Origin of the sequence: Nocardioides imazamoxiresistens (assembly GCF_032378595.1) — a bacterium.
GTDB lineage: Bacteria > Actinomycetota > Actinomycetes > Propionibacteriales > Nocardioidaceae > Nocardioides > Nocardioides imazamoxiresistens.
Genome location: NZ_JAVYII010000002.1, coordinates 333,803 through 360,404, shown reverse-complemented (window position 1 = coordinate 360,404; position 26,602 = coordinate 333,803). Strand labels below are relative to the sequence as shown.

At 75.2% G+C, this 26,602-nt stretch carries 23 protein-coding genes and 4 tRNA genes; 15 read left to right on the top strand and 12 right to left on the bottom strand.

Annotation, left to right across the window (positions count from 1 at the left end; genetic code table 11):
- Positions 1 to 395 precede the first annotated feature (395 nt).
- Positions 396 to 1,832 carry a glycine hydroxymethyltransferase gene (locus tag RDV89_RS05790; protein ID WP_315731990.1) on the top strand — a complete coding sequence of 479 codons (1,437 nt, stop codon included), beginning with the start codon at positions 396 to 398 and terminating at the stop codon, positions 1,830 to 1,832.
- 111 nt (positions 1,833 to 1,943) lie between these two features.
- On the opposite strand, the gene RDV89_RS05785 is transcribed toward RDV89_RS05790, so the two are convergent.
- Together RDV89_RS05785 and RDV89_RS05780 are read right to left on the bottom strand one after the other, a co-directional pair.
- Positions 1,944 to 2,627, bottom strand: coding sequence for a response regulator (locus tag RDV89_RS05785; protein WP_315731989.1), 684 nt, complete (start codon positions 2,625 to 2,627; stop codon positions 1,944 to 1,946).
- Positions 2,624 to 4,243: a sensor histidine kinase gene (locus RDV89_RS05780; RefSeq protein ID WP_315731988.1), complete on the bottom strand. Its 1,620-nt coding sequence runs from the start codon at positions 4,241 to 4,243 to the stop codon at positions 2,624 to 2,626. The genes RDV89_RS05785 and RDV89_RS05780 overlap by 4 nt, the downstream gene beginning before the upstream one ends.
- Positions 4,244 to 4,371: 128 nt before the next feature.
- Here RDV89_RS05780 and RDV89_RS05775 point away from each other — a divergent pair, with 128 nt between their 5' ends.
- From RDV89_RS05775 to RDV89_RS05755, 5 genes are all read left to right on the top strand, one after another.
- Positions 4,372 to 5,772, top strand: coding sequence for a cation:dicarboxylate symporter family transporter (locus RDV89_RS05775; RefSeq protein ID WP_315731987.1), 1,401 nt, complete (start codon positions 4,372 to 4,374; stop codon positions 5,770 to 5,772).
- An 83-nt stretch (positions 5,773 to 5,855) separates the two neighbouring features.
- Positions 5,856 to 6,881 (top strand): YihY/virulence factor BrkB family protein, encoded by a 1,026-nt coding sequence (locus RDV89_RS05770; protein WP_315731986.1) that lies wholly within the window; start codon positions 5,856 to 5,858, stop codon positions 6,879 to 6,881.
- Positions 6,882 to 6,886: 5 nt separating this feature from the next.
- Positions 6,887 to 7,291: a hypothetical protein gene (locus RDV89_RS05765; RefSeq protein ID WP_315731985.1), complete on the top strand. Its 405-nt coding sequence runs from the start codon at positions 6,887 to 6,889 to the stop codon at positions 7,289 to 7,291.
- A gap of 9 nt (positions 7,292 to 7,300) precedes the next feature.
- On the top strand, positions 7,301 to 8,395 hold the full coding sequence (locus RDV89_RS05760; protein WP_315731984.1) for a potassium channel family protein: 1,095 nt from the start codon (positions 7,301 to 7,303) through the stop codon (positions 8,393 to 8,395).
- Position 8,396: 1 nt separating this feature from the next.
- Positions 8,397 to 10,481 carry a sensor histidine kinase gene (locus tag RDV89_RS05755; RefSeq protein ID WP_315731983.1) on the top strand — a complete coding sequence of 695 codons (2,085 nt, stop codon included), beginning with the start codon at positions 8,397 to 8,399 and terminating at the stop codon, positions 10,479 to 10,481.
- On the opposite strand, the gene RDV89_RS05750 is transcribed toward RDV89_RS05755, so the two are convergent.
- From RDV89_RS05750 to RDV89_RS05735, 4 genes are all read right to left on the bottom strand, one after another.
- Positions 10,463 to 11,050 carry a DUF6985 domain-containing protein gene (locus tag RDV89_RS05750; RefSeq protein ID WP_315731982.1) on the bottom strand — a complete coding sequence of 196 codons (588 nt, stop codon included), beginning with the start codon at positions 11,048 to 11,050 and terminating at the stop codon, positions 10,463 to 10,465. The genes RDV89_RS05755 and RDV89_RS05750 overlap by 19 nt on opposite strands.
- Positions 11,051 to 11,105: 55 nt before the next feature.
- Positions 11,106 to 11,180: transfer RNA gene (locus RDV89_RS05745), tRNA-Val, on the bottom strand.
- Between the two features lie 37 nt (positions 11,181 to 11,217).
- Positions 11,218 to 11,288 (bottom strand) — tRNA-Cys (locus RDV89_RS05740).
- Positions 11,289 to 11,317: 29 nt separating this feature from the next.
- Positions 11,318 to 11,390 (bottom strand) — tRNA-Gly (locus RDV89_RS05735).
- Between the two features lie 158 nt (positions 11,391 to 11,548).
- Between RDV89_RS05735 and RDV89_RS05730 the strand changes: the two genes are divergently transcribed.
- Positions 11,549 to 12,370 carry an aminotransferase class IV gene (locus RDV89_RS05730; RefSeq protein ID WP_315731981.1) on the top strand — a complete coding sequence of 274 codons (822 nt, stop codon included), beginning with the start codon at positions 11,549 to 11,551 and terminating at the stop codon, positions 12,368 to 12,370.
- A 45-nt stretch (positions 12,371 to 12,415) separates the two neighbouring features.
- Positions 12,416 to 12,487 (top strand) — tRNA-Val (locus RDV89_RS05725).
- A gap of 73 nt (positions 12,488 to 12,560) precedes the next feature.
- Here the strand turns inward: RDV89_RS05725 and RDV89_RS05720 are convergent.
- The 3 genes from RDV89_RS05720 to RDV89_RS05710 are packed head-to-tail and all read right to left on the bottom strand — an operon-like array spanning position 12,561 to position 14,966.
- A complete protein-coding gene (locus RDV89_RS05720; protein ID WP_315731980.1) occupies positions 12,561 to 12,818 on the bottom strand; it encodes a hypothetical protein in 258 nt (85 codons plus the stop codon).
- Between the two features lies 1 nt (position 12,819).
- Positions 12,820 to 14,331 (bottom strand): exopolysaccharide biosynthesis polyprenyl glycosylphosphotransferase, encoded by a 1,512-nt coding sequence (locus RDV89_RS05715; protein WP_315731979.1) that lies wholly within the window; start codon positions 14,329 to 14,331, stop codon positions 12,820 to 12,822.
- The gene (locus RDV89_RS05710) at positions 14,328 to 14,966 is read right to left on the bottom strand and encodes an acyltransferase (RefSeq protein WP_315731978.1); all 639 of its coding nucleotides are present in this window, start codon (positions 14,964 to 14,966) and stop codon (positions 14,328 to 14,330) included. Before RDV89_RS05710 ends, RDV89_RS05715 begins: the two co-directional genes overlap by 4 nt.
- Positions 14,967 to 15,194: 228 nt before the next feature.
- On the opposite strand from RDV89_RS05710, the gene RDV89_RS05705 reads away from it, so the two are divergent.
- Genes RDV89_RS05705 through RDV89_RS05675 form a run of 7 tightly spaced genes read left to right on the top strand, consistent with a single transcriptional unit; the run spans position 15,195 to position 22,949 of the window.
- On the top strand, positions 15,195 to 16,262 hold the full coding sequence (locus tag RDV89_RS05705; RefSeq protein ID WP_315731977.1) for a Gfo/Idh/MocA family protein: 1,068 nt from the start codon (positions 15,195 to 15,197) through the stop codon (positions 16,260 to 16,262).
- On the top strand, positions 16,259 to 17,278 hold the full coding sequence (locus RDV89_RS05700) for an NAD-dependent epimerase/dehydratase family protein (protein WP_315731976.1): 1,020 nt from the start codon (positions 16,259 to 16,261) through the stop codon (positions 17,276 to 17,278). Before RDV89_RS05705 ends, RDV89_RS05700 begins: the two co-directional genes overlap by 4 nt.
- The gene (locus RDV89_RS05695; RefSeq protein ID WP_315731975.1) at positions 17,275 to 18,414 is read left to right on the top strand and encodes a DegT/DnrJ/EryC1/StrS family aminotransferase; all 1,140 of its coding nucleotides are present in this window, start codon (positions 17,275 to 17,277) and stop codon (positions 18,412 to 18,414) included. The genes RDV89_RS05700 and RDV89_RS05695 overlap by 4 nt, the downstream gene beginning before the upstream one ends.
- Positions 18,411 to 19,079, top strand: coding sequence for a PglD-related sugar-binding protein (locus tag RDV89_RS05690; RefSeq protein WP_315731974.1), 669 nt, complete (start codon positions 18,411 to 18,413; stop codon positions 19,077 to 19,079). The genes RDV89_RS05695 and RDV89_RS05690 overlap by 4 nt, the downstream gene beginning before the upstream one ends.
- Positions 19,076 to 20,245, top strand: a complete 1,170-nt coding sequence (locus RDV89_RS05685) for a DegT/DnrJ/EryC1/StrS family aminotransferase (protein ID WP_315731973.1) — start codon at positions 19,076 to 19,078, stop codon at positions 20,243 to 20,245. The genes RDV89_RS05690 and RDV89_RS05685 overlap by 4 nt, the downstream gene beginning before the upstream one ends.
- A gap of 53 nt (positions 20,246 to 20,298) precedes the next feature.
- A complete protein-coding gene (locus tag RDV89_RS05680) occupies positions 20,299 to 21,729 on the top strand; it encodes an oligosaccharide flippase family protein (protein ID WP_315731972.1) in 1,431 nt (476 codons plus the stop codon).
- Entirely contained in the window at positions 21,726 to 22,949 is a 1,224-nt protein-coding gene (locus tag RDV89_RS05675) for a glycosyltransferase family 4 protein (RefSeq protein ID WP_315731971.1), read from the top strand. The genes RDV89_RS05680 and RDV89_RS05675 overlap by 4 nt, the downstream gene beginning before the upstream one ends.
- Here the strand turns inward: RDV89_RS05675 and RDV89_RS05670 are convergent.
- From RDV89_RS05670 to RDV89_RS05660, 3 genes are read right to left on the bottom strand one after another with little or no spacing between them, the layout of a single operon-like run.
- Positions 22,930 to 24,021 (bottom strand): glycosyltransferase, encoded by a 1,092-nt coding sequence (locus tag RDV89_RS05670; protein WP_315731970.1) that lies wholly within the window; start codon positions 24,019 to 24,021, stop codon positions 22,930 to 22,932. The genes RDV89_RS05675 and RDV89_RS05670 overlap by 20 nt on opposite strands.
- Entirely contained in the window at positions 24,018 to 25,343 is a 1,326-nt protein-coding gene (locus RDV89_RS05665) for an O-antigen ligase family protein (RefSeq protein WP_315731969.1), read from the bottom strand. The genes RDV89_RS05670 and RDV89_RS05665 overlap by 4 nt, the downstream gene beginning before the upstream one ends.
- 1 nt (position 25,344) lies before the next feature.
- Positions 25,345 to 26,028: a hypothetical protein gene (locus tag RDV89_RS05660; protein ID WP_315731968.1), complete on the bottom strand. Its 684-nt coding sequence runs from the start codon at positions 26,026 to 26,028 to the stop codon at positions 25,345 to 25,347.
- Positions 26,029 to 26,602 lie beyond the last annotated feature (574 nt).

Genomic DNA, 26,602 nt, shown 5'->3' with positions numbered 1-26,602 from the left:
TGGTGTCGGGGCTGGTCGGGCCGGGTCCTGCGACCGGAGTGGTCAGGTCGGGGTCGGGTGGTGCCGGTGGGGGCCGGCAGCGGCAACCGTCAGGACGGGCAACACATCATGCTGCGCGTGCGCATGAGGTCCACGTGGCGTCGAACCACGAGGTGCGCGTGCGTTGCAGCAGTGACCATGGACAGGAGTCTCAACCCGCGGACCGGCTTGCCACAACCGAATGTCTCGCCTGGCGAGACGGACGTCCGTATCCTGAACAGGGGTGCCTGGTGGCGCGGGATCCCGCGCGTCCGTGAGGCCCAGGTCACACGTCGGGGGCCGTCCTGGTGGCGGCAGTACGGGCCCCCGTCGCCGCAAATCGTCGTCCACCGACCTCCGTCACTACGCTGAGGGTCATGACGGATGCCCTCATCAGCAGCGCGTACTCACAGGCCCTCGAGGTGATCGCCTCGGTCGAGCCCCGCATCGCCGACGCCACCCGCGCCGAGCTCGCCGACCAGCGAGGTTCGCTCAAGCTCATCGCCTCGGAGAACTACGCCTCCCCGGCGGTCCTCCTGACCATGGGCACCTGGCTCAGCGACAAGTACGCCGAGGGAACCGTCGGCCACCGCTTCTACGCGGGCTGCCAGAACGTCGACACCGTCGAGTCCCTGGCCGCCGAGCACGCGCGCGAGCTCTTCGGCGCGGAGTACGCGTACGCCCAGCCCCACTCGGGCATCGACGCGAACCTGGTCGCCTTCTGGTCGATCCTGGCGCACCGCGTCGAGGGCCCGTGGCTGGAGAAGGCCGGCGCCAAGAACGTCAACGACCTCACGGAGGCCGACTGGGAGGAGCTGCGCAACGAGCTCGGCAACCAGCGCCTGCTCGGGATGAGCCTCGACACCGGCGGTCACCTCACCCACGGGTTCCGCCCGAACATCTCCGGCAAGATGTTCCACCAGCAGCAGTACGGCACCGACCCGGAGACCGGGCTGCTCGACTACGACGCCCTGCGCGCGAAGGCCAAGGAGTTCAAGCCCCTCGTGCTCGTCGCGGGCTACTCGGCGTACCCCCGCCGCGTGAACTTCGCCAAGATGCGCGAGATCGCCGACGAGGTCGGCGCCACGCTGATGGTCGACATGGCGCACTTCGCCGGTCTGGTCGCGGGCAAGGTGTTCACCGGCGAGGAGAACCCGGTCCCCTACGCCGACGTCGTGACCACCACGACCCACAAGTCGCTGCGTGGCCCCCGTGGTGGCCTCGTGCTGGCGACGGAGGAGTACGCCCCGAGCGTCGACCGCGGCTGCCCGATGGTGCTGGGCGGCCCGCTCTCGCACGTGATGGCCGCCAAGGCCGTGGCGCTCGCGGAGGCCCGTCGCCCGGAGTTCGCGACCTACGCCCAGCAGGTCGCCGACAACGCGCAGTCGCTCGCCGAGGGCTTCCTGAAGCGGGGCGCGAACCTGGTCACCGGGGGCACGGACAACCACCTCGTGCTGCTCGACGTCACCTCGTTCGGCCTGACGGGCCGCCAGGCCGAGTCGGCCCTGCTCGACGCCGGCATCGTCACGAACCGCAACTCGGTCCCGGGCGACCCGAACGGCGCCTGGTACACCTCCGGCATCCGCTTCGGCACCCCGGCGCTGACCACCCGCGGCTTCGGCCACGACGAGTTCGACCGCGTGGCCGACCTCGTGGTCGACGTGCTGCGCAGCACCGAGCCCGGCACGACCAAGGCCGGCGCCCCCTCGAAGGCCTCGTACGCCATCGCCGACGGCGTCGCCGACCGCACCCACGCGGCCGCCGCCGAGATGCTCGACAAGCACCCGCTCTACCCCGGTCTCGAGCTCACCTGAGCGCACCCCGCCTCGGGCCCTCCCCGACCGACCCGACGGGCCGGCACGTCCACGCGACGTGCCGGCCCGTCGGCGTCCAGGGACCGGTCCGGAACCGCTCCGCGCCGGGGCTCAGCCCCGCCAGCGGTACTCCACCTCGGGGCGGCCGGTGCCGCCGTAGCGCGGCGCCCGCTCCAGTCGCCCCGCGTCGGCGAGGTGCTCGAGGTAGCGCCGCACGGTGACCCGGGAGGCGCCGACGACCTCGGCCACCTCCGTGGCCGACAGCCCCGCCCCGCCGCCGGCCGCGTCGCGCACCGCGATGGTCACGTCGCGCAGCGTCTCCGCGCTCATCCCCTTGGGCAGGGGAGCGGCCGAGGGGGCCCGCAGCGAGCCCAGCAGCCCGTCCACCTCCTCCTGCGCCATGTCGTCCGCGCCCGCGAGGCTGGCGCGGTACGCCGCGTACTGCTCCAGCTTCGAGCGGAACCCGGCGAAGGTGAACGGCTTGATGAGGTAGAGCACCACGCCGTGGGCGACGGCCTGCCGCACGATCGCGACGTCGCGGGCCGAGGTCACGGCGATCACGTCGGCGGTGTGCCCGGCGGCGCGCATGCCGCGCACGAGACCGAGCCCGTGCCCGTCGGGCAGGTGCATGTCGAGCAGCACCAGGTCGACGGGGTGCCGCGACAGGGCACGGACGGCCTCCGCGGTCGAACGGGCCACCGCGACGACCTCGAAGCCGCTCATCCGCTCGACGTACTCCGCGTGCGCCTGCGCGGCGGTCGCCTCGTCCTCGACGACGAGCACCCGCACGCTCATGCCGTGCCCCCCAGGTCGACGGTGAAGGCGGCGCCCCCGAGCGGCGATGCGCCCACCGCGACGTCGCCGCCGTGGCGTCGCGCCACCTGCGCGACGAGGGCGAGGCCGATGCCACGACCGCCGGACTCCGCCGGCGCCACCTTGGTGGACCAACCCCGCTCGAAGGCGTGCGCGACCTCCGCCTGCGTCAGGCCGGGCCCGCTGTCCTCGACGGTGATCCGCAGCCGGGCCGGGTCGCGGGGCTCGAAGGTGACCCGGACGACGCGGCGCTCGGCCGCCCCGACGGCGTCGAGCGCGTTGTCGACCAGGTTGCCCACGACCGTGACGATGTCGCGGTGGCCGACCGGCAGCTGCTCCGGCACGCCGCCGAGCAGCTGCAGCTCGGTCCCGCGTTCGGCGGCCTCCGCGGTCTTGCCCAGCAGCAGGGCGGCCAGCACCGGGTCGCCCGTGGCGGCGACGACGCGGTCCGTCAGCAGCTGGGCGACCTGGAGCTCCTCGGTCGCGAAGTCGACGGCCTCGTCCGCCCGTCCCATCTCCACGAGGGACACCACGGTGTGCAGGCGGTTGGCCGCCTCGTGGTTCTGCGCGCGCAACGACTCCGAGAGGGCCCGCACGACGTCCAGCTCACCCGTCACGGCCTGCAGGTCGGTGCGGTCGCGCAGCGTCACGACGGAGCCGACGTCGGCGTCGTCCCAGGCGGCCGGGGACGAGCTGACGACCAGCACCTTGTCGCCGGTGACGTAGAGGTCGTCGCTGGCCACACGGCCCTCGGCGACGGCGGCGACGAGTCCCGGCGGCAGGCCGAGGTCGCGCAGCGGGGTGCCGAGCACCCCGTCGGCGGGCAGGTCGAGCAGCCGGCGCGCCTCGTCGTTGACCAGCGTGACCAGCCCGTCGTCGTCGACCAGCAGCAGGCCCTCGCGCACCGCGCCGAGCACGGCGGCGTAGTACTCGTACATCCTCGTGATCTCGACCTCGCCCATGCCGTGGGTCTGGCGGCGCAGGCGGCGCGCGACGACCGCGGCGCCCAGCACCCCGACGACCAGCACGGCGGCCGCGGCCAGCGCGATCGCCGCGAGGTCGCCGCGCACCGCGTCGCTGATCCGGTCGACGCTGACGCCGACGGAGACGAGCGCCACGACCTCGCCGCCGTCACCGTCCGCGAACACCGGGACGACCGCGCGTACCGACGGGCCCAGCGTGCCGACGTACTCCTGCACGAAGACCTCGCCCTCGAGCGCCCGGCCCACGTCGCCCACGAAGCGGCCGCCGACCTGGTCGGGGTTGGGGTGGGTGAAGCGGATCCGCTCGGGGCTCATCACCACCACGAAGTCGACGTCGGCGTCGGTCTCCACCGTGCTCGTCCAGGTCTGCAGCAGCGCGGTGGGGTCGGGTGAGGCGACCGCGGCGACCGTCGCCGGGGCGTCCGCGAGGGACTCGGCCACCGCGACGGCCCGGTTCGTCGCGTTCTCGCGGGTGTCGGAGCGGGCGTCCAGCACCGCGAGACCCACGGCGGCCGTGACCAGCACCAGCACGACGACGAGCTGCAGCAGGAGGACCTGGCCGGCGACCGACCAGTCCTGCCGCCCGCGCGCGGACGGGCCTCCACGCCTCGCCATGCCCGGCATTGTGCCGGAGCCGGGTGACCGCGAACACAACGACCACAACGGTGACCGCGCTCACAGCCGACCGCACAGTGTGACGGACGTCCCCTCGCGCAGCGGGACCCGAGCACGGAGGAGCACCCATGAGCACGTCGTCGTCGACGAGCGAGACGGCACCGGTTCGCCGCAAGAACCGGACCCACTACCTCTACATCGCGGTCATCATCGCGGTGGCGCTGGGCATCGCGCTCGGCCTGGCGGCCCCCGGCGTCGCCGTCGAGCTCGAGCCCATCGGCAAGGCCTTCGTGGCGCTGATCAAGATGATGATCCAGCCGGTCATCTTCTGCACCATCGTCCTCGGTGTCGGCTCGATCCGCAGCGCTGCCAAGGTCGGTGCCGTCGGCGGCCTCGCGCTCGGCTACTTCATCGTGATGTCGACCTTCGCCCTGGCCATCGGCCTGGTCGTCGGCAACCTGGTGCACCCGGGCGAGGGCCTGCGGGTCAGCGACTCGGTCGCCGCCTCCGGCGCGCAGTACGCCGAGCAGGCCGGCCACTCCACCACCACGGACTTCCTGCTCGGCATCATCCCGACCTCGTTGGTCTCGGCCCTCACGTCGGGCTCCGTGCTGCAGACGCTGTTCGTCGCGCTGCTGGTCGGTTTCGCGCTGCAGGCCATGGGCCGCGCCGGCCAGCCGATCCTCACCGGTGTCGGTCACGCCCAGAAGCTCGTCTTCCGCGTGCTGGCGATGATCATGTGGGCCGCCCCGGTCGGCGCGTTCGCCGCCATCGCGGCCGTCGTCGGCGCCACCGGCGTCGACGCGCTGAAGAGCCTCGCCGTCCTCATGTTCGGCTTCTACCTGACCTGCGCGATCTTCGTCTTCGTCGTGCTCGGCACGCTGCTGAAGCTCGCCGCCGGCATCAACATCTTCACGCTGCTGAAGTACCTCGGCCGCGAGTTCCTGCTCATCGTGTCGACCTCGTCGTCCGAGTCGGCCCTGCCCCGCCTGATCGCCAAGATGGAGCACGCCGGCGTCGACAAGCCGACCGTGGGCGTCGTGGTCCCGACCGGCTACTCGTTCAACCTCGACGGCACCGCGATCTACCTGACCATGGCGTCGCTGTTCATCGCCTCGGCGCTGGGCGACCCGCTGTCGGTCGGCGAGCAGATCTCGCTGCTGCTGTTCATGATGATCGCCTCGAAGGGCGCGGCGGGCGTCACCGGCGCCGGTCTGGCCACCCTGGCCGGCGGCCTCAGCTCCCACCGTCCCGAGCTGGTCGACGGCGTCGGCCTCATCGTCGGCATCGACCGGTTCATGTCCGAGGCCCGCGCCCTGACGAACTTCGCCGGCAACGCCGTCGCCACGGTGCTCATCGGTCACTGGACCGGTGGCCTGGACCGCGCCAAGTACGAGGCGGCCGTCTCCGGCGCCGACCCGTTCGACGAGGAGACGATGGTCGACGACGACCACGGCCACGGCACGCCCGAGCAGGCCACGTCCGGCCAGGTCGCGCTGGACAAGCAGAGCGAGCTCACGGGGCGCTGATCCCCGGTACGCCTCGCAGAACGGCCCCCGTGCCGCGGCCCCGTCGCCGCGGTCCGGGGGCCGTTCCTCGTTACGGTGGGACGGTGACGGCCCCCGCGACCCCGGCGAGCACCGCGCCGCCGGCCACCTCGGCCGGCGCCGCGCACCGCGGGCTCCCGCGACGCGTGCTGCGCCTGCTGTGGCGTGTCGTCACCGAGACCGTCGCGGCGTGCCTGCGGCACCGCGTGACGGGCCTGGCGGCGGAGGCCGCGTTCTTCGCGATCCTGTCGGTCCCGCCGCTCGTGTTCGCCCTCGCCGGCGCGATCGGCTACGTCTCCGACCGCTTCTCGGAGGCGGAGGTCGACGAGGTGCGGGCCTTCGTCGTCGAGCTGGCGTCGCGGGCGCTCACCGACGCGGCGGTCGACCGCGTGGTGGTGCCGACGATCGACGAGGTCCTCGAGGGCGGGCGGTTCGACGTCATCTCGATCGGGTTCCTGCTGGCGCTGTGGTCGGGCTCGCGAGCGCTCAACGTCTTCGTCGACACCATCACGATCATGCACGGGCTCGGCGGCAAGCGGGGGATCGTGGCGACCCGCGCCCTCTCGTTCGGCCTCTACCTGCTCGGTCTGGTGATCGGGGCGGTGACGCTGCCGCTCGTGGTCGCCGGCCCGACCCTGCTGGGGCGGGTCGCACCCGAGCGGCTCGAGTTCCTGCTCGGCTTCTACTGGCCGACCGTGCTGGTGCTCGGCATCTGCTTCCTCGCCACCGTCTACCACGTCGCGGTGCCCGTGCGGACGAAGTGGACGTTCAACCTGCCCGGGGCCGTGTGGACGCTGGGCTGCTGGATCTTCGGCTCCTACCTGCTGCGCTGGGGCCTGACGGTGACGTCGGCCGACTCGGCGTCGATCTTCGGTCCGCTGGCGGCGCCGATCTACATCCTGATCTGGCTCTACCTGCTCGCGATCGCGATGCTGATCGGCGCCGCGGTCAACGCGGCCGTCGACCGCGTGTTCCCGCAGCGGACCACGGCCGCCGCCCGCCGCGAGCTCGCCCGGATCCTGCGGGCGAGGCGTACGCGCTGGAGCCGCGAGGCCGGGGAGAGCCCCGACCGGAGCCCCGTGGAAGACTGAGCGCCGTGGCCAACGTGAACCTGCCCCGACCCGTCGTGGGCCTCGGTGCCGTGATCTGCGTGGCCGGCGGCTACCTGCTCGGCGTCGTCGTCACCGCCGACGAGCCCGACACCTTCACCGCCGAGGTGGCCTCGTTCGCGGCCGACGCGAACACGTTGTGCCTGCAGGGCGAGGACGTCTCCGAGGCCACCGACGCGCTCGACGGCGCGTCCGAGGGCGAGGACGTCGCGGACGAGGTCGACGGCGAGGGCGAGGCCGCCGAGCTGTGCGGCTACTGGATGCGTCCGGCCGACGCGCCCGCCCCGGCCCAGGGCGACGCGTTCGAGTTCAGCCTGGGCTCCAGCGACACGCCCCCGGCGGGGGAGGCGAGCGCGGCCAACGTGCTCATCTACGGCACCGTGGTGGACTAGATTTCCCCCGTGCCCGATGCCCCCACGTCCGCAGCGGCCGCATCGGGTGGCCGGGTGGTGCTGCCGGAGCGGCAGCGCTCGCCGTGGTTCGAGCTGTTCAAGCGGCTCGGGGCCGCGATGGCGATCCTGTTCGGCACGGTGCTGCTGGTCTACCTGGACCGCGAGGGCTACACCGACAACAACGACCCCACGCGCGAGGTCGGGTTCGTCGACGCGATCTACTACACGACCGTCACGCTGAGCACCACCGGCTACGGCGACATCGCCCCGGTGAGCACCCCGGCGCGCCTGGTCAACGCCTTCGTGATCACCCCGGCGCGCGTCGGGTTCCTCGTGCTGCTGATCGGCACCACCCTCGAGGTCCTCGCCTCGCAGGGCCGCGAGATGTTCCGCGTCAACCGATGGAGGAAGCGCATGGCCGGGCACGTGGTCGTGGTGGGGTACGGCACCAAGGGGCGCCGCGCCGTCGACACCCTGGTGCGCAACGGGTGGGACCGCGACGACGTCGTCGTGGTCGACCCGCGCGCCTCCGCCCAGGACGACGCGCAGACCGACGGGCTGGCGCTGGTGATCGGCGACGCCACCCGGCGGGACGTGCTGCGGCGGGCCCGGGTGCCCGAGGCGACGCAGGTCGTCATCACGACCGACCGCGACGACACCAACGTCCTCGCCACGCTCACGGTCCGACAGCTCAACCCGGAGGCGTTCATCGTCACGGCGGTGCGCGAGCAGGAGAACGTGCCCCTGATGAAGCAGAGCGGCGCCGACTCCGTCATCACCTCGTCGGACGCCGTGGGGCGCCTGCTGGGGCTGTCCTCCCTCTCGCCGTCCCTCGGTGCGGTGATGGAGGACCTCCTCACCTACGGCGACGGGCTCGAGGTCGCCGAGCGGGACCTGCTGGTCACGGAGGTCGGCAAGGCCCCGCAGTCGCTGCCCGACCAGGTGATCGCCGTGGTGCGCGACGAGCGGGTCTACCGCTACTACGACCCCGTCGTCACCCAGCTCGCGCGAGGGGACCAGCTGATCGTGGTGCGGCCCGCCGAGGAGCTCCCGTGGGCCCCGCGGCCCGGCACCCACGGCGAAGCCGTGTCGACGGAGGACTGAGATGTCGAGCCCCGTCGCCGGGTCCGGGCGCCTCGCCCCGACCTCCGCCCGCGAGCCCGTCCCGCTGCGTCACCTGACGTGGCCGTGGGCGCTCGCCTGGGCGGCCGTGGTCGCCGGCGTGACGGCGCTCGGCCGTCTCACCGCCGAGGGCGCGGGACAGCCGTCCCTGGTCTCCCCGTCGATCGGCCTGGCGGTGCTGTGGTTCCTCTCGCGGGGCGCGGGCGCACGCTCGTTCGACGTCCTGCTGCTCGTCGCCGTGCTCGTCGCCGTGTCGGTGGCCTCCGCGATGCCGGTCGGCGTCGCCGTGGCGCTGGTGCTCGGCGCCCTCGTGCAGGTCGGCGCGACCGTGGGGCTCCTGCGTCGCTGGTGCCGCCCGGTGTGGGGCGTCGCCGACGGCGCGGCGCCGATCGACTCCGCGGACCGACTGCTGCGGGTGCTCGGCGCGACCGGCGTCGGCGCCGTCCTGGGCGGGCTCGCCGGGGTCGTCGGCCTGCTCGTCGAGGGCGCCACGCCCGATCCCCTGGACGCCGCGGTGCTGGTGGGCCGCGCGGTCGCCGGCGGTCTGCTCGTCGTGCCGCCCGCGCTGGTGGTCGGTCGGGCGCTCGCGGTGCGCCGGACCTCGCGACCTGCCGACGAGGGCGGCCTCCTCGAGGCCGTCGCGCTCGCCGCCGTGACCGTCGCCGTGTACGTCGCGGCCTTCCTGCAGTCCGACGTGCCGCTCGCCTTCCCCCTGCTGCTCGTCACGGGCTGGGCGGCGCTGCGCTTCTCCACCGCCTTCGCGACCGTGCACGGCGTGGTGCTCGGCCTCGTCGTGGTCCTGTTCACGCTGGACGGGACCGGGCCGTTCGCCCTGGCCGAGGACCACCGGGTGGGGCTCGTCGTCGCCCAGCTGTTCGTCTCGGTGGTCCTGGTCTCGGGTCTGCTGCTCGGCGTGGGGCGCGACGAGCGCCGCAGCGCGCTGCTGGAGGCCCGCGGGGCCCGGGCGTCGGCCTCGGAGCAGGCAGCCCTGCTGCGCACCATCATCGACACCATGCACGAGGGTCTCGTCGTGGTCGAGGAAGGTGGCCGGGTGCTGCTCGGCAACCCGGCCGCACGGGGCATGGCGTGGGGTGCGGAGCGGACCTACCAGGTGCGTGACGCCGACGGCCGCCTGCTGGGCGAGGAGGACTTCCCCTCGCGCCGCGCGCTCGCCGGCGAGGAGGTCCACGGCCGGTACGCCGTGCGCACGGCCGCCGGCGACGAGCTGCTCGTCGAGATCACCGCGATCCCGATGCCGACCGCTGACGGTGCCCCGGCCCGGTCGGTGACCGTCTTCCGCGACGTGACGGAGGCCGAGCAGCAGCGCCTCGAGCTCGTCGCGTTCGCCGGGGTGGTGGCGCACGACCTCAAGAACCCCCTGACGGCCGTCGACGGCTGGGTGGAGCTGCTCGCCGACGGGCTGGAGGACGGCGCCTCGCCGGACCGTGCGCTGGTGGTGCAGGCGGTCGAGCGGGTGCAGTCGGCCTCGTCGCGGATGCGGAGCCTGATCCGCCACCTGCTGCAGCACGCCACGAGCCGGGACGCGCCGCTGCGTGCCGAGGACACCGACGTGGCCGCGATCGCCCGCGACGTCGCGCGGGGCCGCGACGCCGCCGACCGGGTGGAGGTGGGGGAGATGCCCTGCCTGCACGTCGACCCGGCGATGATCCGCCAGCTCCTGGAGAACCTCGTGGGCAACGCGCTGAAGTACGTCGACCCCGGTGCCGCCGCGCACGTGGTCGTGGACGGGGTCGGTGCCGGCACCGACCCGCAGGTGCCCGAGGGGATGGTCGCGCTGCGGGTCACCGACAACGGGGTGGGCATCCCGGACGAGAGCAAGGACCTCGTCTTCCAGCAGTTCTACCGCGCGCACGCCACGGCGTACTCCGGCACCGGACTCGGCCTCGCCATCTGCCGCCGCATCGTCGACCGGCACGGCGGCACCATCACGGTGCTGGACAACCCGGCGGGGCGCGGGACGCGGATCGAGGTGCTGCTGCCGGCGGCGACCGGACGGTCGGACCGGTCGGACCGGGCTGGTCAGGCCGGTCAGGCGAGCCCGGCGTAGACGACCGCGGGGTCGGCGTTGACCACGCCGCCGTCGTACGGGCCGACGCGCGCGAGGCGGTCGCCCCCGCGGAAGCTGAGCATCAGGCCGTGCTCGGGCTCCCAGTCGCACCCGGACTCGATGCTGACGAAGGCGTCCTCGCCGCCGCCGGGCAGCCGCTCGAAGGCGACCATGAACTCGTCGCCCACGCGCACGTGGTCCCAGATCCGGTCGACCGGCACGTCGCCGGGGACGTAGGCGTCCCAACCCATGTCGAGGTCCAGCATGTCGCGGTAGTACGCGTGGACGTGCGGCGCGGCCTCGTCCGCCGTCCCGGACCCCATCGCGAGGAAGGCCCGCATCGCGTCGAGGAGCGCGGGCGGCGCGACGGACGCGTCGTCGTCGAGGCCCACCAGCACGAACCGACCCCGGGCGCCCCGGAGCCCGGGGACGGTCACCTCCTGCTCGCCGACGTGCCAGCCGAGGTCGTCGGGATCTGCGAACGTGCCGAAGCCGGGGATCTCCATGCGGGCGGGGTTGCCCGAGCCGTCGCGGGCCGAAACGTCCGGGGCCGATGCGCGAGGCGTCATGCTCGGGAACGAGAGAACCCCGCCCCGGCTGGGCCGGAACGGGGTTCGGTGGTGCTGGTGGGCGATACTGGGTTTGAACCAGTGACCTCTTCCGTGTCAAGGAAGCGCGCTACCACTGCGCCAATCGCCCTTCAACGCCACGACCCGTTGCCGGGTCGAGGATGTCGAGGTGGAGACGGGATTTGAACCCGTGTAGACGGATTTGCAGTCCGTTGCCTCGCCTCTCGGCCACTCCACCGTGGAGGCTGGTACACCTACTTCTCTCCGAGCGGACGACGAGGCTCGAACTCGCGACCTCAACCTTGGCAAGGTTGCGCTCTACCAACTGAGCTACGTCCGCTTGCGCTCCGCTCCGGTTTCCCGGCCCGGCGTGCGTCGAGAACATTAGCGGATGGGCAGGGGCGTGCAAAATCGGGTCCACCCCGGGGTGTCGGACAGGTGGACGAGGGCCCCTCCGCGCGGCGGGAAACCCCTGGTCAGACGGCCTACGATCGCCCCATGAAGACCTGGGTGAACGGCCGCCTCCTGACAGATCCCGGCGCCGCCGTGCTGACGGCCACCGACCACGGGGTGACCGTGGGGGACGGCGTGTTCGAGTCGATCAAGGTCGTCGACGGCCGTCCGTTCGCACTGACGCGTCACCTCGACCGCCTGATGACCTCGGGAGCCGGCATCGGGCTGACGGGCATCGACATCGACGCGGTGCGCGCCGGCATCGACGCGACGCTCGCCGCCGAGCACCTTCCGCTGGGCCGCCTGCGGCTCACCGTCACCGGCGGTCCGGGTCCGCTGGGCTCGGGGCGCGGGGACGGTGCGTACTCGGTCCTGGTCTCCGCCGTGCCCATGAGCCCGCTGCCGGCGGCCACCGACGTCGTGTCGGTGCCGTGGACGCGCAACGAGCACAGCGCGGTCGCCGGGCTGAAGACGACCTCGTACGCCGAGAACGTCGTGGCGCTGGCGTACGCCGTGGAGCGCGGCGCGTCCGAGGCCGTCTTCGCCAACACGGCCGGCCACCTGTGCGAGGGGACGGGCTCGAACGTCTTCTACGCGGTCGACGGCGAGCTGCGTACCCCGACGCTGGCCAGCGGCTGCCTCGCCGGCGTCACGCGCGCGCTGGTCCTGGAGTGGGTCGGGGCCCGCGAGGTGGACGAGCCGCTGGCGGTCGCGGAGCGGGCGGACGAGGTGTTCCTGGTCAGCACGACCCGCGACGTGCAGTCGGTGCGGCGCTGGGGCGAGCGGGACCTGGGGGAGCCGGGCCCGCTGACGCAGCGGGCCGCAGCGGTGTGGAAGGAGCGCGAGGCGGGCGACATCGACCCCTGATGCGGACTCCGGGCGAACTGTGCGCTAACGTACGTGACCGCACCCGGGCGATTGGCGCAGTGGTAGCGCGCTTCGTTCACACCGAAGAGGTCACTGGTTCGAACCCAGTATCGCCCACCGGGACAGACCGCCCCTGACCTGCAGAGATGCAGGACAGGGGCGGTTTCTGCGTCTCCGGGGCCTGCCGGGGTCAGGCCGGCGGAGCCGCCTCCGAACGGGCCAGCGTCGCGCCGCTGAGCGCGTCGACGACCTCGATCACCACGCCCGCCCCGCCCAGCGGCGCCATCACGACCGTCGGGACGGCGTCGAGGGCGACGTGGAGGTATGCCGCGCTGCCGGTCGTCGGGTCGCACGCGACCACGAGCACGTCGACGGGAGCGCCGGCGCGCAGCACCAGGCGGCGGGCGTCGGGTCGCCGCAGCTCGACGGACGTCACCGGGGCGTCCACGTCAGTACGCCCCCCGCCGACCGAGCACCGCGCCGAACGTGCGCAGCAGGATCCGCAGGTCCAGCTCGAGCGACCAGTTGTCGGCGTAGAAGAGGTCCACGCGCATCGTCTCCTGCCACGACAGGTCGGAGCGGCCAGAGACCTGCCACAGCCCGGTGATGCCCGGGCGCACCGTGAGGCGGCGGCACATGTCGACGGGGTAGCGCTCCACCTCGGCCGGCAGGGCCGGGCGGGGGCCGACCAGCGCCATGTCGCCCCGCACGACGTTCACCAGCTGCGGCAGCTCGTCGAGCGACCAGCGCCGCAGCGCCCGGCCGACCGGCGTCACCCGGGGGTCCTCGGCGATCTTGAACAGCACGCCCCGGCCGCCGGTGGCCGCCTCGAGCGCCGCCCGCCTCGCTTCCGCGCCGTGGTGCATCGTGCGGAACTTGAGCATCACGAACGGCCGGCCGTGGTGGCCCACCCGCGTCTGGCGGAACAGGACCGGGCCGGGTGAGTCGCGTCGCACGGCGACGGCGACGGCCAGGAGCACGGGCAGGAGCAGGACGAGCCCGACCAGGGCCGCCGAGCGCTCCAGGACCACCTTCGACGCCCGCGCGGCCGGAGCCGCCCGGTTCGGGCGCACGTGCACCACACGCAGGCTGCCGAGCGCGTGGCTGCGCAGGCGGTCCGCCGGCAGGTCGACCAGACCGGTGCCGACGAACAGGCGACCGCCCGAGGAACCGACCGCGCGACCGAGCCGCTGCAGCTCCGAGGTCCGCAGGTGGGGACCGGCCAGGGCCAGGACGGCGCCGCCCTCCTGCTCCAGCCACCCGGCGACGTCGTCGAGGTCGCCCAGCAGCTCGAGCCGCGTGATCCCGTGGGCGACCACGGTCTGCTCCTCCGCGCCGAGCAGGCACACCGCGGCCGGGGTCCACGGCCCGGGCCGACGGTGCAGCTCGGTCACGGCGGCGACCACCTGGTCGGCCTGGCCGACCAGCAGGAGCGGCTGCGGGCGGCGCGTGGCGGCGTAGGCCTCCCCGGCCTCGACGAGCGCCCCGACCACGACACCCGCGAACGTCACGGCCAGCGCCAGCAGCAGCAGCGTGCGGGGATCGGGCGTCAAGCGGGCGAACGCGTCGACGAGCAGCAGCAGGACGCCGAGGGTGACGCCGGCGCGGACGACGGGGCCGGCGGCGGCCCCCGACGCGCTGCGCCGTCGGGAACCCGCGACGAGCACCGGCCAGGTCACGACGACCACCCCGCCGAGGACCGGCGACCCGCCGACGGCCAGGAACGGGACCGACCCGGCCGCGGCGACCGCGAGATCGGCGACCAGGACCGTGGGCGAGGCGAGCGGGCGCCGGCGGGCGGACGACGACACGGGCGAAGTCGGGGCCACCGGGGCCGGTGCGTCCGTCACGGGGGCGGTCACGGGGGCGGGCGCGGGAGCGGGCACGACGTCGACGCTGCCCGCCAGGGGCACCGCGTGGACGGTCCGGGGCCGACGCTCCCGCAGGACCGACGAGCTCATCGCCCCGCGCCCCGCTCCGCGCCGGCCCCGAGCGGACGCAGGGTGCCGTCGAGCTCCTCGAACTCCCGCCCCGAGGCCGGGCAGCGGAAACGTCCCGGCCGGGTCTCCTCGAGGCGGCGACCGGCCGGCCCGACCCAGCCGACCCGGCGTGCGGGCGTACCGGCCACCAGGGCGTAGTCCGGCACGTCGCGCACCACGACGGCGCCGGCCGCGACCATCGCCCACCGCCCGACGGTCACCGGGGCCACGCACACCGCCCGGGCGCCGACGCTGGCGCCGCGCAGCAGGCGTACGCCGACCGGCGTCCAGTCGTCGGCCGACTTCAGCCGGCCCTCCGGGGTCACCGCGCGCGGGTGCAGGTCGTTGGTCAGCACGGCCGCCGGGCCCACGAAGACGCCGTCCTCCAGGACGGCCGGCTCGTAGACCAGGGCGTGGTTCTGCAGCTTGCAGTCGTCGCCCACCCGCACGCCGGGGCCGACGTACGCACCACGCCCCACCGTGCAGCGCCGCCCCAGGCTCGCCCCCTCACGGACCTGCGCCAGGTGCCAGACCCGGGTCTGCTCGCCCACCTGCGCCGTGGGGTCGACGTCCGCGCCGGGGGCGACGCTCGGTGGGCTGGCGGGTGCGCGTGACATGGGGGCTCCTGTCGGTCCTGGGGTCGTCGGTGGTTGCGGAGCCTCCGGCGCTCCGGGACCGGCCAGGGCCTCCGGAGGCCCGCGCTACCCCATCTGGGGGAGGGGTCCGCGGGCCGCTCCCCAAGTTGCGGTATCTCCCCGGGAGCCCGCTGCGGCGGGGCTGCGCGGTGGGTCGAATGCGCCTCGGACGTCGGCCGGTCGGTCGGCTCACGAGACGAGGAGAAGCAGATGGCGAGGGACCGACTCGGCGTGGCCGTGGTGGGAGCCGGCTACTGGGGGCCGAACCTGGTGCGCAACTTCGCGACGGCGCCGGACTGGGAGCTGCGCGCCGTCTGCGACCTGGACCGCGCGCGGGCCGCAGCGCTGAGCGCCGAGCGGCCCGGGGTGACGGCGACCGACGACCTCGACGAGGTCCTGCGGCGCGACGACGTGGACGCCGTCGCGGTCGCCACCCCGGCGCGTACGCACGGCGACGTCGTCGGTCGCGCCCTGGCGAGCGGCAAGCACGTGCTCGTGGAGAAGCCGCTGGCCCACTCGGTCGCCGCCGGGCGGGCCATGGTGGCCGCCGCCGAGCAGCGCGGGCTCGTCCTGATGACCGACCACACCTACTGCTACACGCCCGCCGTGCTGCGGATGCGCGAGCTCGTGCACGAGGGCGCGATCGGCGACGTCCTCTACGTCGACGCCACGCGGATCAACCTCGGCCTCGTCCAGCCCGACGTCGACGTGCTGTGGGACCTGGCGCCGCACGACCTGGCCATCCTCGACTTCGTCCTCCCCGGCGGTCTCGCCCCCACCGGGGTGACCGCGTTCGCCGCCGACCCGCTCGGGGCCGGCAAGGCCTGCATCGGTTACCTCACCCTGCCGCTGCCCGGCGGCGCGCTGGCCCACGTCAACGTCAACTGGCTGAGCCCGACCAAGATCCGCCGCATGGTCGTCGGGGGCACCCGCCGCACGCTCGTGTGGGACGACCTCAACCCGGTGCAGCGCCTCAGCGTCTACGACCGCGGCGTCGACCTGGTCCAGCAGGACACCGACGACCGGCGACGCTCCGGGGTCTCCTACCGCCTCGGCGACACCTGGTCGCCGGCGCTGCCCGAGCACGAGCCGCTCTCGCTCGTCGTGGCCGAGCTGGCCGCCGCGATCCGCGAGGGCCGGCCGGCGCGCACCGACGGCCGCGACGGCCTGCGCGTGCTCACCGTCCTCGAGCAGGCTGCCGCCAGCCTGGCGCGCGGCGGCGCGTTCGTCCCGATCGCCGCCGAGGCCGGGCTCGTGACGGTCGGGGGCGCGGCGTGAGCGCGCGGGCGCAGGGGTCGCTGGCCGGGGTCCGCGCGCTGGTCACCGGCGGCGCGGGCACCATCGGGTCCACGATCGTCGACCAGCTGCTCGACGCCGGCGCCGCCCAGGTGGTCGTCCTCGACGACCTCAGCCGCGGCCGCCGCGCCAACCTGGGACCGGCCGCGGCCACGGGGCGCCTGGTGCTCGTCGAGGGGGACCTGCGCGACCGCGACCTCGTCCACGACCTGGTGCGCGGCGCGGACCTCGTGCTCCACCAGGCGGCGCTGCGGATCACCCGGTGCGCGGAGGAGCCGCGCACGGCGCTCGAGGTGCTGGTCGACGGCACCTTCACGGTGGCGGAGGCCGCCGCCGAGCACGGGGTGGACAAGCTCGTCGCCGCCTCGTCGGCCTCGGTGTACGGCATGGCCGAAGAGTTCCCGACCCCGGAGCGGCACCACCACCACGCCAACGAGACGTTCTACGGCGCCGCCAAGAGCTTCAACGAGGGCGTGCTCCGCAGCTTCGGGGCGACCCACGGCCTGCGCTGGGTGGCGTTGCGCTACTTCAACGTCTACGGACCGCGGATGGACGTGCACGGCGCCTACACCGAGGTGCTGGTGCGGTGGATGGAGCGGATCGCCGACGGGCTGCCGCCCGTCATCCAGGGCGACGGGTCACAGACGATGGACTTCGTCCACGTGCGCGACGTCGCCCGCGCCAACCTCCTGGCGGCGGCCGCCCCCGTCCACGAGGGCGCGTTCAACGTGGGCAGCGGGACCGAGACCAGCCTGCGTGGGCTGGCGGCGGCGCTGCTCGGCGTGATGGGCGCCGACCTGGTGCCCGAGCACACCGCGGCGCGGCTGGTCAACGGCGTCACCCGCCGGCTCGCCGACACCCGCGCGGCCCGCGACGCGCTCGGCTTCGAGGCGTCGACGGACCTCGTCGACGGGCTGCGCGAGCTCGTCGCCTGGTGGCGCCCGCTGCGCGAGGAGATCGCCGCCGGTCGCGGCACGCTGGTCGGAGCGGGCTCGTGAGCCGCCTGCCGGTGATGCGGCCGTGGCTGGGCCAGGAGGAGGCGGACGCGGTCGCCGCGGTGATCGCGTCCGGCTGGGTCGCCCAGGGTCCGCGGGTCGCGGAGTTCGAGCGGGCCTTCGCGGCACGGGTCGAGGCGCCGCACGCGGTGGCCACCTCCAGCTGCACGACCGCGCTGCACCTGGCGCTCGTCGTGGCCGGCATCGGCGCCGGCGACGAGGTGGTGGTGCCGTCCTTCTCGTTCATCGCGACCGCCAACGCGGTGACCTACGTCGGGGCGCAGCCCGTGTTCGCCGACGTGTGCGGGCGCACGGGCAACGTGACGGCCGAGACCGTCGAGCGGGTCCTGACCCCCCACACGCGGGCCGTCGTGGTCGTCGACCAGGCGGGCGTACCCGTGGACCTCGCGCCGCTGCGGGCCCTGTGCGAGGCGCGCGGCCTGGTGCTCGTCGAGGACGCGGCCTGCGGGATCGGGTCGACCTACGGCGGGCGCCCGGTCGGGGTCGGCGCGGACCTCACGGCGTGGTCGTTCCACCCCCGCAAGGTCCTGACCACCGGGGAGGGCGGGATGCTGACGACGGCGCGTGAGGACTGGGCCGCACGGGCCCGCAGGCTGCGCGAGCACGCGATGAGCGCCGGCGCGGCCGAGCGGCACGCCCACGCGCTGGCCCCGCACGAGGAGTACGGCGAGGTCGGCTTCAACCACCGGATGACCGACCTCCAGGCGGCGATCGGGCTGGTCCAGCTCGACCGGCTCGCCGAGGTCGTCGACCGGCGCCGCACGCTCGCCGCGACCTACGCGAAGGCCCTCGACGACGTGCCCGGCCTGCACCCCGTCGCGGACCCGCCGCACGGCCGGACCAACTTCCAGTCGTACTGGGTCGAGGTCCTCGACGACTACCCGCTCGAGCGCGACGACCTGCTCGCCGAGCTCGCGCGTGCGGACGTCTCGGCGCGGCGCGGGATCATGGCGATCCACCTCGAGCGGCCCTACTGGCGGCTGGCGCGCGGCGCGCGCCTGCCCGTGACGGAGCGGCTGAGCCGGCGCACCCTCGTGCTGCCGCTCTTCCACCAGATGTCGGAGTCCGAGCAGGCCCGCGTCGTCGACGTCCTGCGCGACGCGGGGAGGGCTGCGTGAGCACGCTGCTGGTCGTGGCGTCGGGCGGGCTGGGACGCGAGGCCGCGGCCGCGGCGGAGAGCGCCGGCGAGCACGCGCAGATCGCGTTCGTCGACGACGACCCCCGCCGCTGGGGCACCACCGTCGGGGGCCGTCGGGTCCTCGGCGGGCTCGACACGCTGCTCGACCGTCCCGAGGACCGCGTCGTGGTGTGCGCGGGCAGCGGCGCGGCCCGCCGCCGCCTCGTGGAGCGTCTGCGCGCCATGGGCGTCGCGGACTCGCGCCACGTCTGCATCGTCGACCCGGGCGTGCGGTGGGCCCCCTGGCGCACCGGGCGGGGCGCCGTCGTGCTGGCCGGGAGCGTCCTCACGACGGACGTGGTCCTGGCCGAGCACGTCGTGCTGATGCCGCAGGTGACCCTGACGCACGACGTCGTGGTGGAGTCCTACGCGACCCTCTGCGCCGGTGTCAGCCTCGGCGGCAGCGTCCGCGTCGGCCGCGGCGCCACCATCGGCATGAACGCGAGCGTCCGCGAGGGCGTCGTCGTCGGCGAGGGCGCGGTGCTCGGGATGGGATCGGTGCTCCTCGAGGACCTCCCGCCCGGCGAGACGTGGGCCGGGGTGCCGGCCCGACCGCTGCGGGCGCGGGGCGTGGCGCGGCGTCGGCACGGAGCGGGTGCGCGATGACCCCGCCGATCCCGCCGACCGTGCCGCTGATGGACCTCGTGGCGCAGCACGCCGAGGTCGCCGACGAGGTCCGCGCCGGGGTGGAGGACGTGATGCGCCGGGCCGCCTTCGTGGGGGGCCCCGAGGTGCGGGCCTTCGAGGAGGCGTACGCGCAGTTCGTCGGCGCGCGGCACTGCATCGGCGTCGCCAACGGCACCGACGCGCTGGAGCTCGCGCTGCGCGCCGTCGGCGTGGGGCCGGGCGACGAGGTCGTCCTGCCGGCCAACACGTTCGTCGCGACGGCCGAGGCGGTCTCGCGGATCGGGGCGGTGCCGCGCCCGGTCGACGTCGACGACGAGCGGCTGCTGCTCGACGCCGAGGCGGTCGCTGCGGCCGTCGGGCCGCGCACCCGCGCGATCGTCCCGGTGCACCTGTTCGGCCGGGTGGTGCCGATGGAGCCGGTCGAGGCGGTCGCCGCCGCGCACGGTCTGCGCGTCGTCGAGGACGCGGCGCAGGCGCAGGGCGCGCACCGGGCCGGGCGATCGGCGGGCGCCCTGGGGGACGCGGCGGCCACGAGCTTCTACCCCGGCAAGAACCTGGGCGCCGCCGGCGACGCCGGCGCCGTCACGACCGGCGACGAGGAGGTCGCCGCCCGGGTGCGGCTGCTGGCGGCGCACGGCTCGCCGCGCAAGTACGTCCACGACGTCGTCGGCATGAACTCCCGCCTCGACACGGTGCAGGCGGTCGTGCTGTCGGCGAAGCTGCGGCGGCTGGCGCGGTGGAACGAGCTGCGCCGTGAGGCCTCGCGGCGCTACGACGCGCTGCTGGCCGACGTCGCGGGCGTACGCCTGAGCCCGGGGGACCCGGAGGCCACCGACGTGCAGCACCTCTACGTCGTACGGGTGCCGCACCGCGACCGCGTGTGGGCGTCCCTGCGCGAGGCGGGCGTGGAGGCCGGGGTGCACTACCCGACCCCGGTGCACCTGACGGGCGCCTACCGGCACCTCGGTCTGGGCCCGGGCAGCTTCCCGGTGGCGGAGCGGGCGGCGGGCGAGATCCTGTCCCTGCCGCTGTTCCCGCAGATCACCGAGGCGCAGCAGGAGCGGGTGGCCGCGTGCCTGGCCCGGGCGCTGCGCGACGTGGGCGCCGCCTCCGGGTCCTCGGCCGCAGCGGTCGCCGCACGATGAGGGGCCGGCCCCCCGCCGGCCCCTCGGAGCGGGGGGCCCTCGGGTTCAGCGCGGTGAACACCGCCCTGTCGAAGGTCGCGGGCCTCGCGACCGGCATCGCGATCGCCCGCATCGTCGGCCCGGAGGAGTTCGGGACGTTCGCGGTGGCCTTCGTCGCGCTGATGGCCGTGCTCGCGTTCAACGACCTCGGGGTCAGCCTGGCCATCGTGCGGTGGCCGGGCGACCCGCGTCGCATCGCGCCGACGGTGACCGCGCTGAGCGTGGCCAGCAGCGCGGTGCTGGCGGCGGCGATGGCGGCCGCGGCTGCCCCGTTCGCCACCGCGATGGGTGCGCCAGGCGCCACCGGTCCGGTGCGGCTGCTCGCCCTGTGCGTGCTGGTCAACGGGATCGTCGCGACCCCGGCGGCGCTGCTGCAGCGCGAGCTGCGCCAGGACCTGCGTCTGGTCGCCGACCAGGTCAACCTGTGGCTGGGGGCAGGCGTATCGCTGGCCCTCGCGATCGCCGGGGCGGGCGCCGCCAGCCTGGCCGTCGGGCGCCTGGTCGGCGCGGTGGTCTCGGGGATCCTGCTGGTGCGCTTCTCGCCGCTGCCGTGGCGCGCGGGGTGGGACCCCGCCGTCGTGCCGGGGCTCCTGCGCTTCGGGGTGCCGCTGGCCGGCGCGAGCGCCGTCGTGTTCGGGATCGGGTTCGCCGACCAGCTCGTGGTCGGCGCGGTGCTCGGGCCGACGGCGCTGGGGGCGTACGTCCTCGCGGTCAACCTCGCCGGCTGGCCCGTGCAGCTGCTCTCCGCCCCGTTGCGGCAGGTCACCCCGCCGCTGTTCGCCCGCCGCCGCGCGGACGCCCCGGCGGCCCACGAGGCCCTCGGCCTGGTCGCTCGGGGACTCCTCGCCCTCGCGGTGCCGTGCTGCGTCGCCCTCGCCGTGTGCGCCGACGCGGTGGTCGCGGTCGTCTACGGTCCGGCCTGGCACGCCGCGGCCGAGCCCCTGCGCTGGCTCGCGCTGGCGGCCGTGGCGCGGGTCCTCTGCGAGCTGCTCTACGACTACCTGGTGGTCGCGGGGCGCACCGCCCGGGTGCTGTCCGTGCAGGCCGTCTGGCTGGTCGCCCTGGTCCCGGCCGTCCTCCTGGGCCTGCGCCTGGACGGGCTGGCGGGCGCCGCGCTCGCAGTGGCGCTGGTCGGACCGGTCGTGGTGCTGCCGGCGTACGCCCTCGCGCTACGCGCCGCGCGCACGCCCGTCGTGCCGGTGCTGCGCGGTGCCGTGGCCCCCCTGGGCGCGGGCCTGGCGCTCGCCCTCGCCGTCGGGCTCGCCGGCCTCGCAGGTGCCGGCGACCTCGTGACCCTCGCCGTCGCCGCCGTGGCCACGCTCGCCGCCTGGCTCCTGCTGCTGCGTCGGGGCCACCTGGTGGTGCTGACGGCCGGGCTGCCGGGCGTACCCGCCGCGGCCACCACCACGACCACGACCACCACCGCGACGGAGGCACCGGCATGAGGATCCTCGTCTACCCGCACGCGATGGAGCTCGGCGGCAGCCAGCTCAACGCCCTCGACCTGGCCGGCGCGCTGCAGGCGCGCGGCCACGAGGTCGTCGTCTACAGCCAGGCCGGCGAGCTGGTCGACACGCTGGCCGGGCGCGGCCTCGAGCACGTGCTCGCGCCGCCCGGCCGCTCCTGCCCGAGCGCTGCACGGGTCGCGCACCTGCGCCGGGTGCTGCGCAGCCGGTGCATCGACGTGGTGCACGGCTACGAGTGGCCGCCGGTGCTCGAGGCCGGCGCGGCGTGCGTGGGCCTGCCCACCCGGGTGGTGGCCACGGTGCTGTCGATGTCGGTGGCACCGTTCCTGCCGGAGGCCGTGCCGCTGGTCGTGGGGACGGAGCGGATCCGCGCGTCCTGCGTGGACAGCCGCTCGGGGCCGGTCGTGGTGATCGAGCCCCCCGTCGACGTGCTCGCCGACCGGCCCGGGGCGGGGGAGCGGCCCGCACCCGTGCCGGGGGCGCCCGTCGAGGTGGCGGTGGTCTGCCGCCTGGTGCCGGAGCTCAAGCTGGAGGGCCTGCTCACGGCGGTGGACGCGGTGGGTGACCTGCCCGCCGACGTCGGGTCCGGCGGCGTCGAGGTGCGCCTGACGATCGCCGGGGACGGTCCCGCCCGCGGGCTCGTGCAGGCGCGGGCCGACGCGGTCAACGAGCGGTGCGGCCGCCCGGCGGTCCGGCTGCTGGGCGCGGTGGCGGACCCGCGCCCCGTCTACGACCGCGCCGACGTCGCGGTCGGGATGGGCGGCTCGGCGCTGCGCTCCATCGCGTTCGCCCGTCCGCTGGTCGTGCAGGGAGAGTCGGGCTTCTTCGAGCTGCTGGAGCCGCGGACGCTGCCGTACTTCCTCGACCGCGGCTTCTACGGCGTCGGCGACCGCGGCCCGGAGCAGGCGCGCGAGCACCTGGCGGGCCTGCTCGCCGACCTCGCCGGCGACCCCGCCCGACGGGCGACGCTGGGGGAGTGGGGGCGCGACCTCGCCGTGCGGCGCTTCAGCCTGGAGCGCGCGGCGGCCCTGCTGGAGGGGGTGTACGCCCTGGCGCTCGATCCCGACGCGAGCCACGGCGCGCGCCCCGGAGCCCCGGCGCGGACGCTGGTGCGGCTGGCCGACTACAAGCTGCGCCGCCACGGCGCGCGGCTCGTCGGGCGCGGATCGCGCGACGACTTCAACGCGCGACCCGTGTGATCTCCACGAGCAGCGTCTGCGCTCGCACGCCCCAGTCGTGGCGGGCCGCGAAGGCCTTGCGCCCGGCCACCGACGCGGAGTCGTCGGGCGCGTCGAGGGCGCGGTCCACCGCGTCGGCGAACGCCTCCGGGGTGGCGCCCGTGGCGACGGCGGGGCAGGCGAGCGTGGCGACGGCGGGGAGCGGGGTCGAGACCACCGCGCGTCCCGCCGCCAGGTACTCGAGGGTCTTCAACGGGTGGCTGGCCCGGTTGAAGGCGGTGTCGGTGTAGGGGGTCAGCCCGACCTTGACGCCCGAGAGCAGCGCGGGCAGCTCGGACGCCGGGCGACGACCCAGCCAGGTCACCTCCGGACGCTCGACGAGCCGGTCGAAGCGGGGGCGGTCGAGCGAGGGGTCGGCCGGCCCGACGAGCAGCAGGCGGCGACCACGGTCGACCACCGCCTCGAGGAGCGCGAGGTCGATCCGGGCGGAGAGCTGGCCGACGACGGCGGCGACCGGCTCCGTGACCGGGTCCGGGTCGGGCACGCCGGCGTACCGGGTACTGTCGCAGCCGTTGGGCAGCACCATCGACGGCACCGCGGGTCCCCAGCGCGCCTGCAGCAGCGGCGTGACCGCGACGGCGAGGTCGGCGCGGGCCAGGCTGCGCCGCTCGGCGTGCCGCAGTCCGCGCTCGGACAGGCCGAGCAGCCCGGCGCCCGCCACGAAGTCGTCGGTCGCGTAGTAGACGTGACAGCGGGCCGGCAGGTCGCGCAGGTGCGGCTCGGGTCGGGCCGACACGACGGCCAGGGGCGTACGCCCGTCGCGGCGCAGCAACCGCCGCACGGTCAGGGCGGTGGCCGCACGGGCCAGGACCCGTCCGCCCGGCCGGCTCGGCAGGGGCGTGGTCGTCACGGGCACCCGACGCACGCCGTCGCCGCACGCGCCCGGCCTCCCGCGGGGCCGCAGCACGGAGACCGGCGGGTCGACCCACCAGACGTCGACGTGGCGGGCCAGGTGCCGCACGAGGTGGTGGTCTGTGCCGGGGACGTCGTCGAAGCGGACGCCGGCGCCGTAGACGACCAGCGGCGGGCTCACGGCGCGCTCCTGCCCTGCGCGAGGGCCAGACCGCACACCAGGGCCAGCGACCCCGCGGCCATGGGGAAGGCGAACACGTCGAGCACGGCGGCCAGCGCCGCGCCGACCAGCACGGTGCCCAGGGCCGCCTGGCGGAGCTGACGGTCCCGCTCGGCGGCGTCGGCGGCGTCGGCGTCGGTGGAACCCGTCGCCGTGCGGGTGCGCAGGGTGCCCCGCGCCCCGACGACGCAGCAGCCGAGGAGGGCGACGAAGGCCACCAGACCCAGCAGCCCCACCTCGACGGCCAGCAACAGGTACTGGTTGTCCAGGATCCGGTAGGCGGGCAGGAAGGTGCCGAACCCGCGGCCCACCACCGGCGAGCTCTCCACGAAGGCGGCGGCGACCTCGTAGCTGCCGGTGCGCGACAGGGCGCTCGGGTCCTGGTCGGCGGTCGTGAAGAGGTCCCGCAGGGTGCCGCTCATCCCGGGCACGAGGAGGTAGAACCCCACCGCCAGGAAGGGCGCCAGCAGCAGCATCCGACGTCGCAGGGCGGGCGACCAGGCGGGCAGGAGCACCAGCGCACCGAGCACGATCCCGACCACCCCGGAGCGGGAGACCGACGTCAGCAGCCCCAGGCCCACCAGCAGGCACGGCAGGACCCTGCGCACGAGCGCGCGGTGACGGTCGCAGACGGCGAGCCCGAGGGCGTACGGGAAGACGACCGCCAGGGCGAACGAGTACTCCAGGGCGCTCATCGCGGTGCCCGCCGGCCGCACGAAGCCGCCGCGCTCGCTGACGCCGCTGAACTCCTGCGCCGAGACGAGACCGGGGATCCAGACCCGGTCGACGAGGACCGCCCCGGTGACGAACTGGACGAGCCCGAGCAACGCCAGCGCGGCGCCGGCCAGGACCAGCCGTCGCTGCAGCACGAGCAGGCGGTCGCGGTGGCGGCCGACCTCGGCGGCGAGCAGCAGGACCCCGCAGAAGGCGGCCGCCCGCAGCACGCCCAGGTCGGCGGCGTTGCCCTCCGAGGGCGGCAGGGGACGCAGCTGCGCGGCGGTCCAGGCCAGCAGCACGGTCAGTCCGAAGGCGAGCACCGCCAGGCGTGGCCGCAGCGGGATCGCGGTGGCGCCGGACGCGGCCCGTGCCGACCACACGAGCAGGCACCCGAGACCGGCCAGCACCGCCGGCGAGCCGGCCGCCCCGAGCGCGCCGACCCGCAGCTCGCTCGGCACCGCCAGCAGCACCACCACGACGACGCTGAGGACGGTGGCCGGGTCGGAGTGGCGGCGCAGGGCCCGTGCGGGCGCACCCGTCAGCGCGCCCGTCAGTGCGCCCGACATCTCAGCGCGCCGCGGCCAGGTCGCGTCCCGTGGTGCCGGCCGACTCGCCGCCGCCGTGGTCCTCGCGGTCGCTCGCAGCGGCGCCGCGTCGCCGCCGCATCAGGAGCAGGTCGACACCGCAGGTCAGGAGGACCGCCGCCCCGAGGCCGACGGCGCCGGCGGCGAGCCCGGCGCGGGTGCGGGCGCTGGTGTCGGCGGGTGCGAGGTCGACGTCGGTGAGCGTCGTGGAGGTGATGACCGAGCCCTCCGGGACCCCCAGGGAGTCCTGCAGCGAGCGGAGCTGGTCGGGCACGGTCGCCAGCACGTCCTCGACGGCGGGCCCGACGGTGCTGGCGTCCGTGGCCGTGGCGGTGACGAGCAGGATCGGGCCCGTGGTCGTGGTGTCGCGGGTGACCACGATCTCGACGTCCGGGTGCCGCTCGCGGACCGGTCCGGCGACGTCCTCGCTGTCGAGGCGGGCGACGAGGACGTCGGCGGCCTGGCCGAGGCCGCCGAGGTAGAGGTACGGGTTGCCGTCCTCGCCGAGGCTGGACGCCGGCGGCAGCAGCAGCACGCTCGCGCCCGCGGTGGTCGTGGTGGGCACCGACCCGGCCGCGGTCAGCGTGGCGACGCCCGCCAGCGCGACGGCGACCACGGCGACGTACCAGCGACGCGCCAGCATCCGGAGCACGGTGGTGAGGTCCATGTCAGCGTCCTCCGGTCGGTTCGGTCGGTTCGGTCGGTTTCGCAGGTCGGCGGGGGCGGCGCCGCCCTACGATGGCGGCCCCCGGCACCCTCGAGGTCGGGCACCGCCCGGCGCCCTGCGCCCACGGAGAGCGACGGAGGTCCGCGGCATGGTCGGACGTCTGCTGCGACCCACCCGGATCGGTGTGTCCGGTGCGGCCCTGCTGCTCGTCGGTCTCGTCCTCCTCGGCACGGCGGCGACGGTCCTCCTGCTGCGGCCGGCCCCCGTGTGGTGGGGCAGCGTGGACGTCGTGTTCGTGCCGCCGGAGCGGCCGGGCAACGCGCTCGAGGGCGACGACGACGCGCTGGTGCCGTTCGCGGCGGCCGTCGAGCGCGAGGTGGTCGGTCGCCCGCAGCGCGTGGTGCTGGCCTCCGGCGACGCGCGGCTCTACGCGGCCGGCGTCGAGGAGGGGTACGCCGTGCAGCTCGCCCGCTCGGGCGGCCAGTGGCAGAGCGCCTTCGACCAGCCGTACCTCAACGTGCAGGTCGTCATGCCCACCCGCGCGGAGGCCGACCGTCTCGCCGAGGACGTCCTC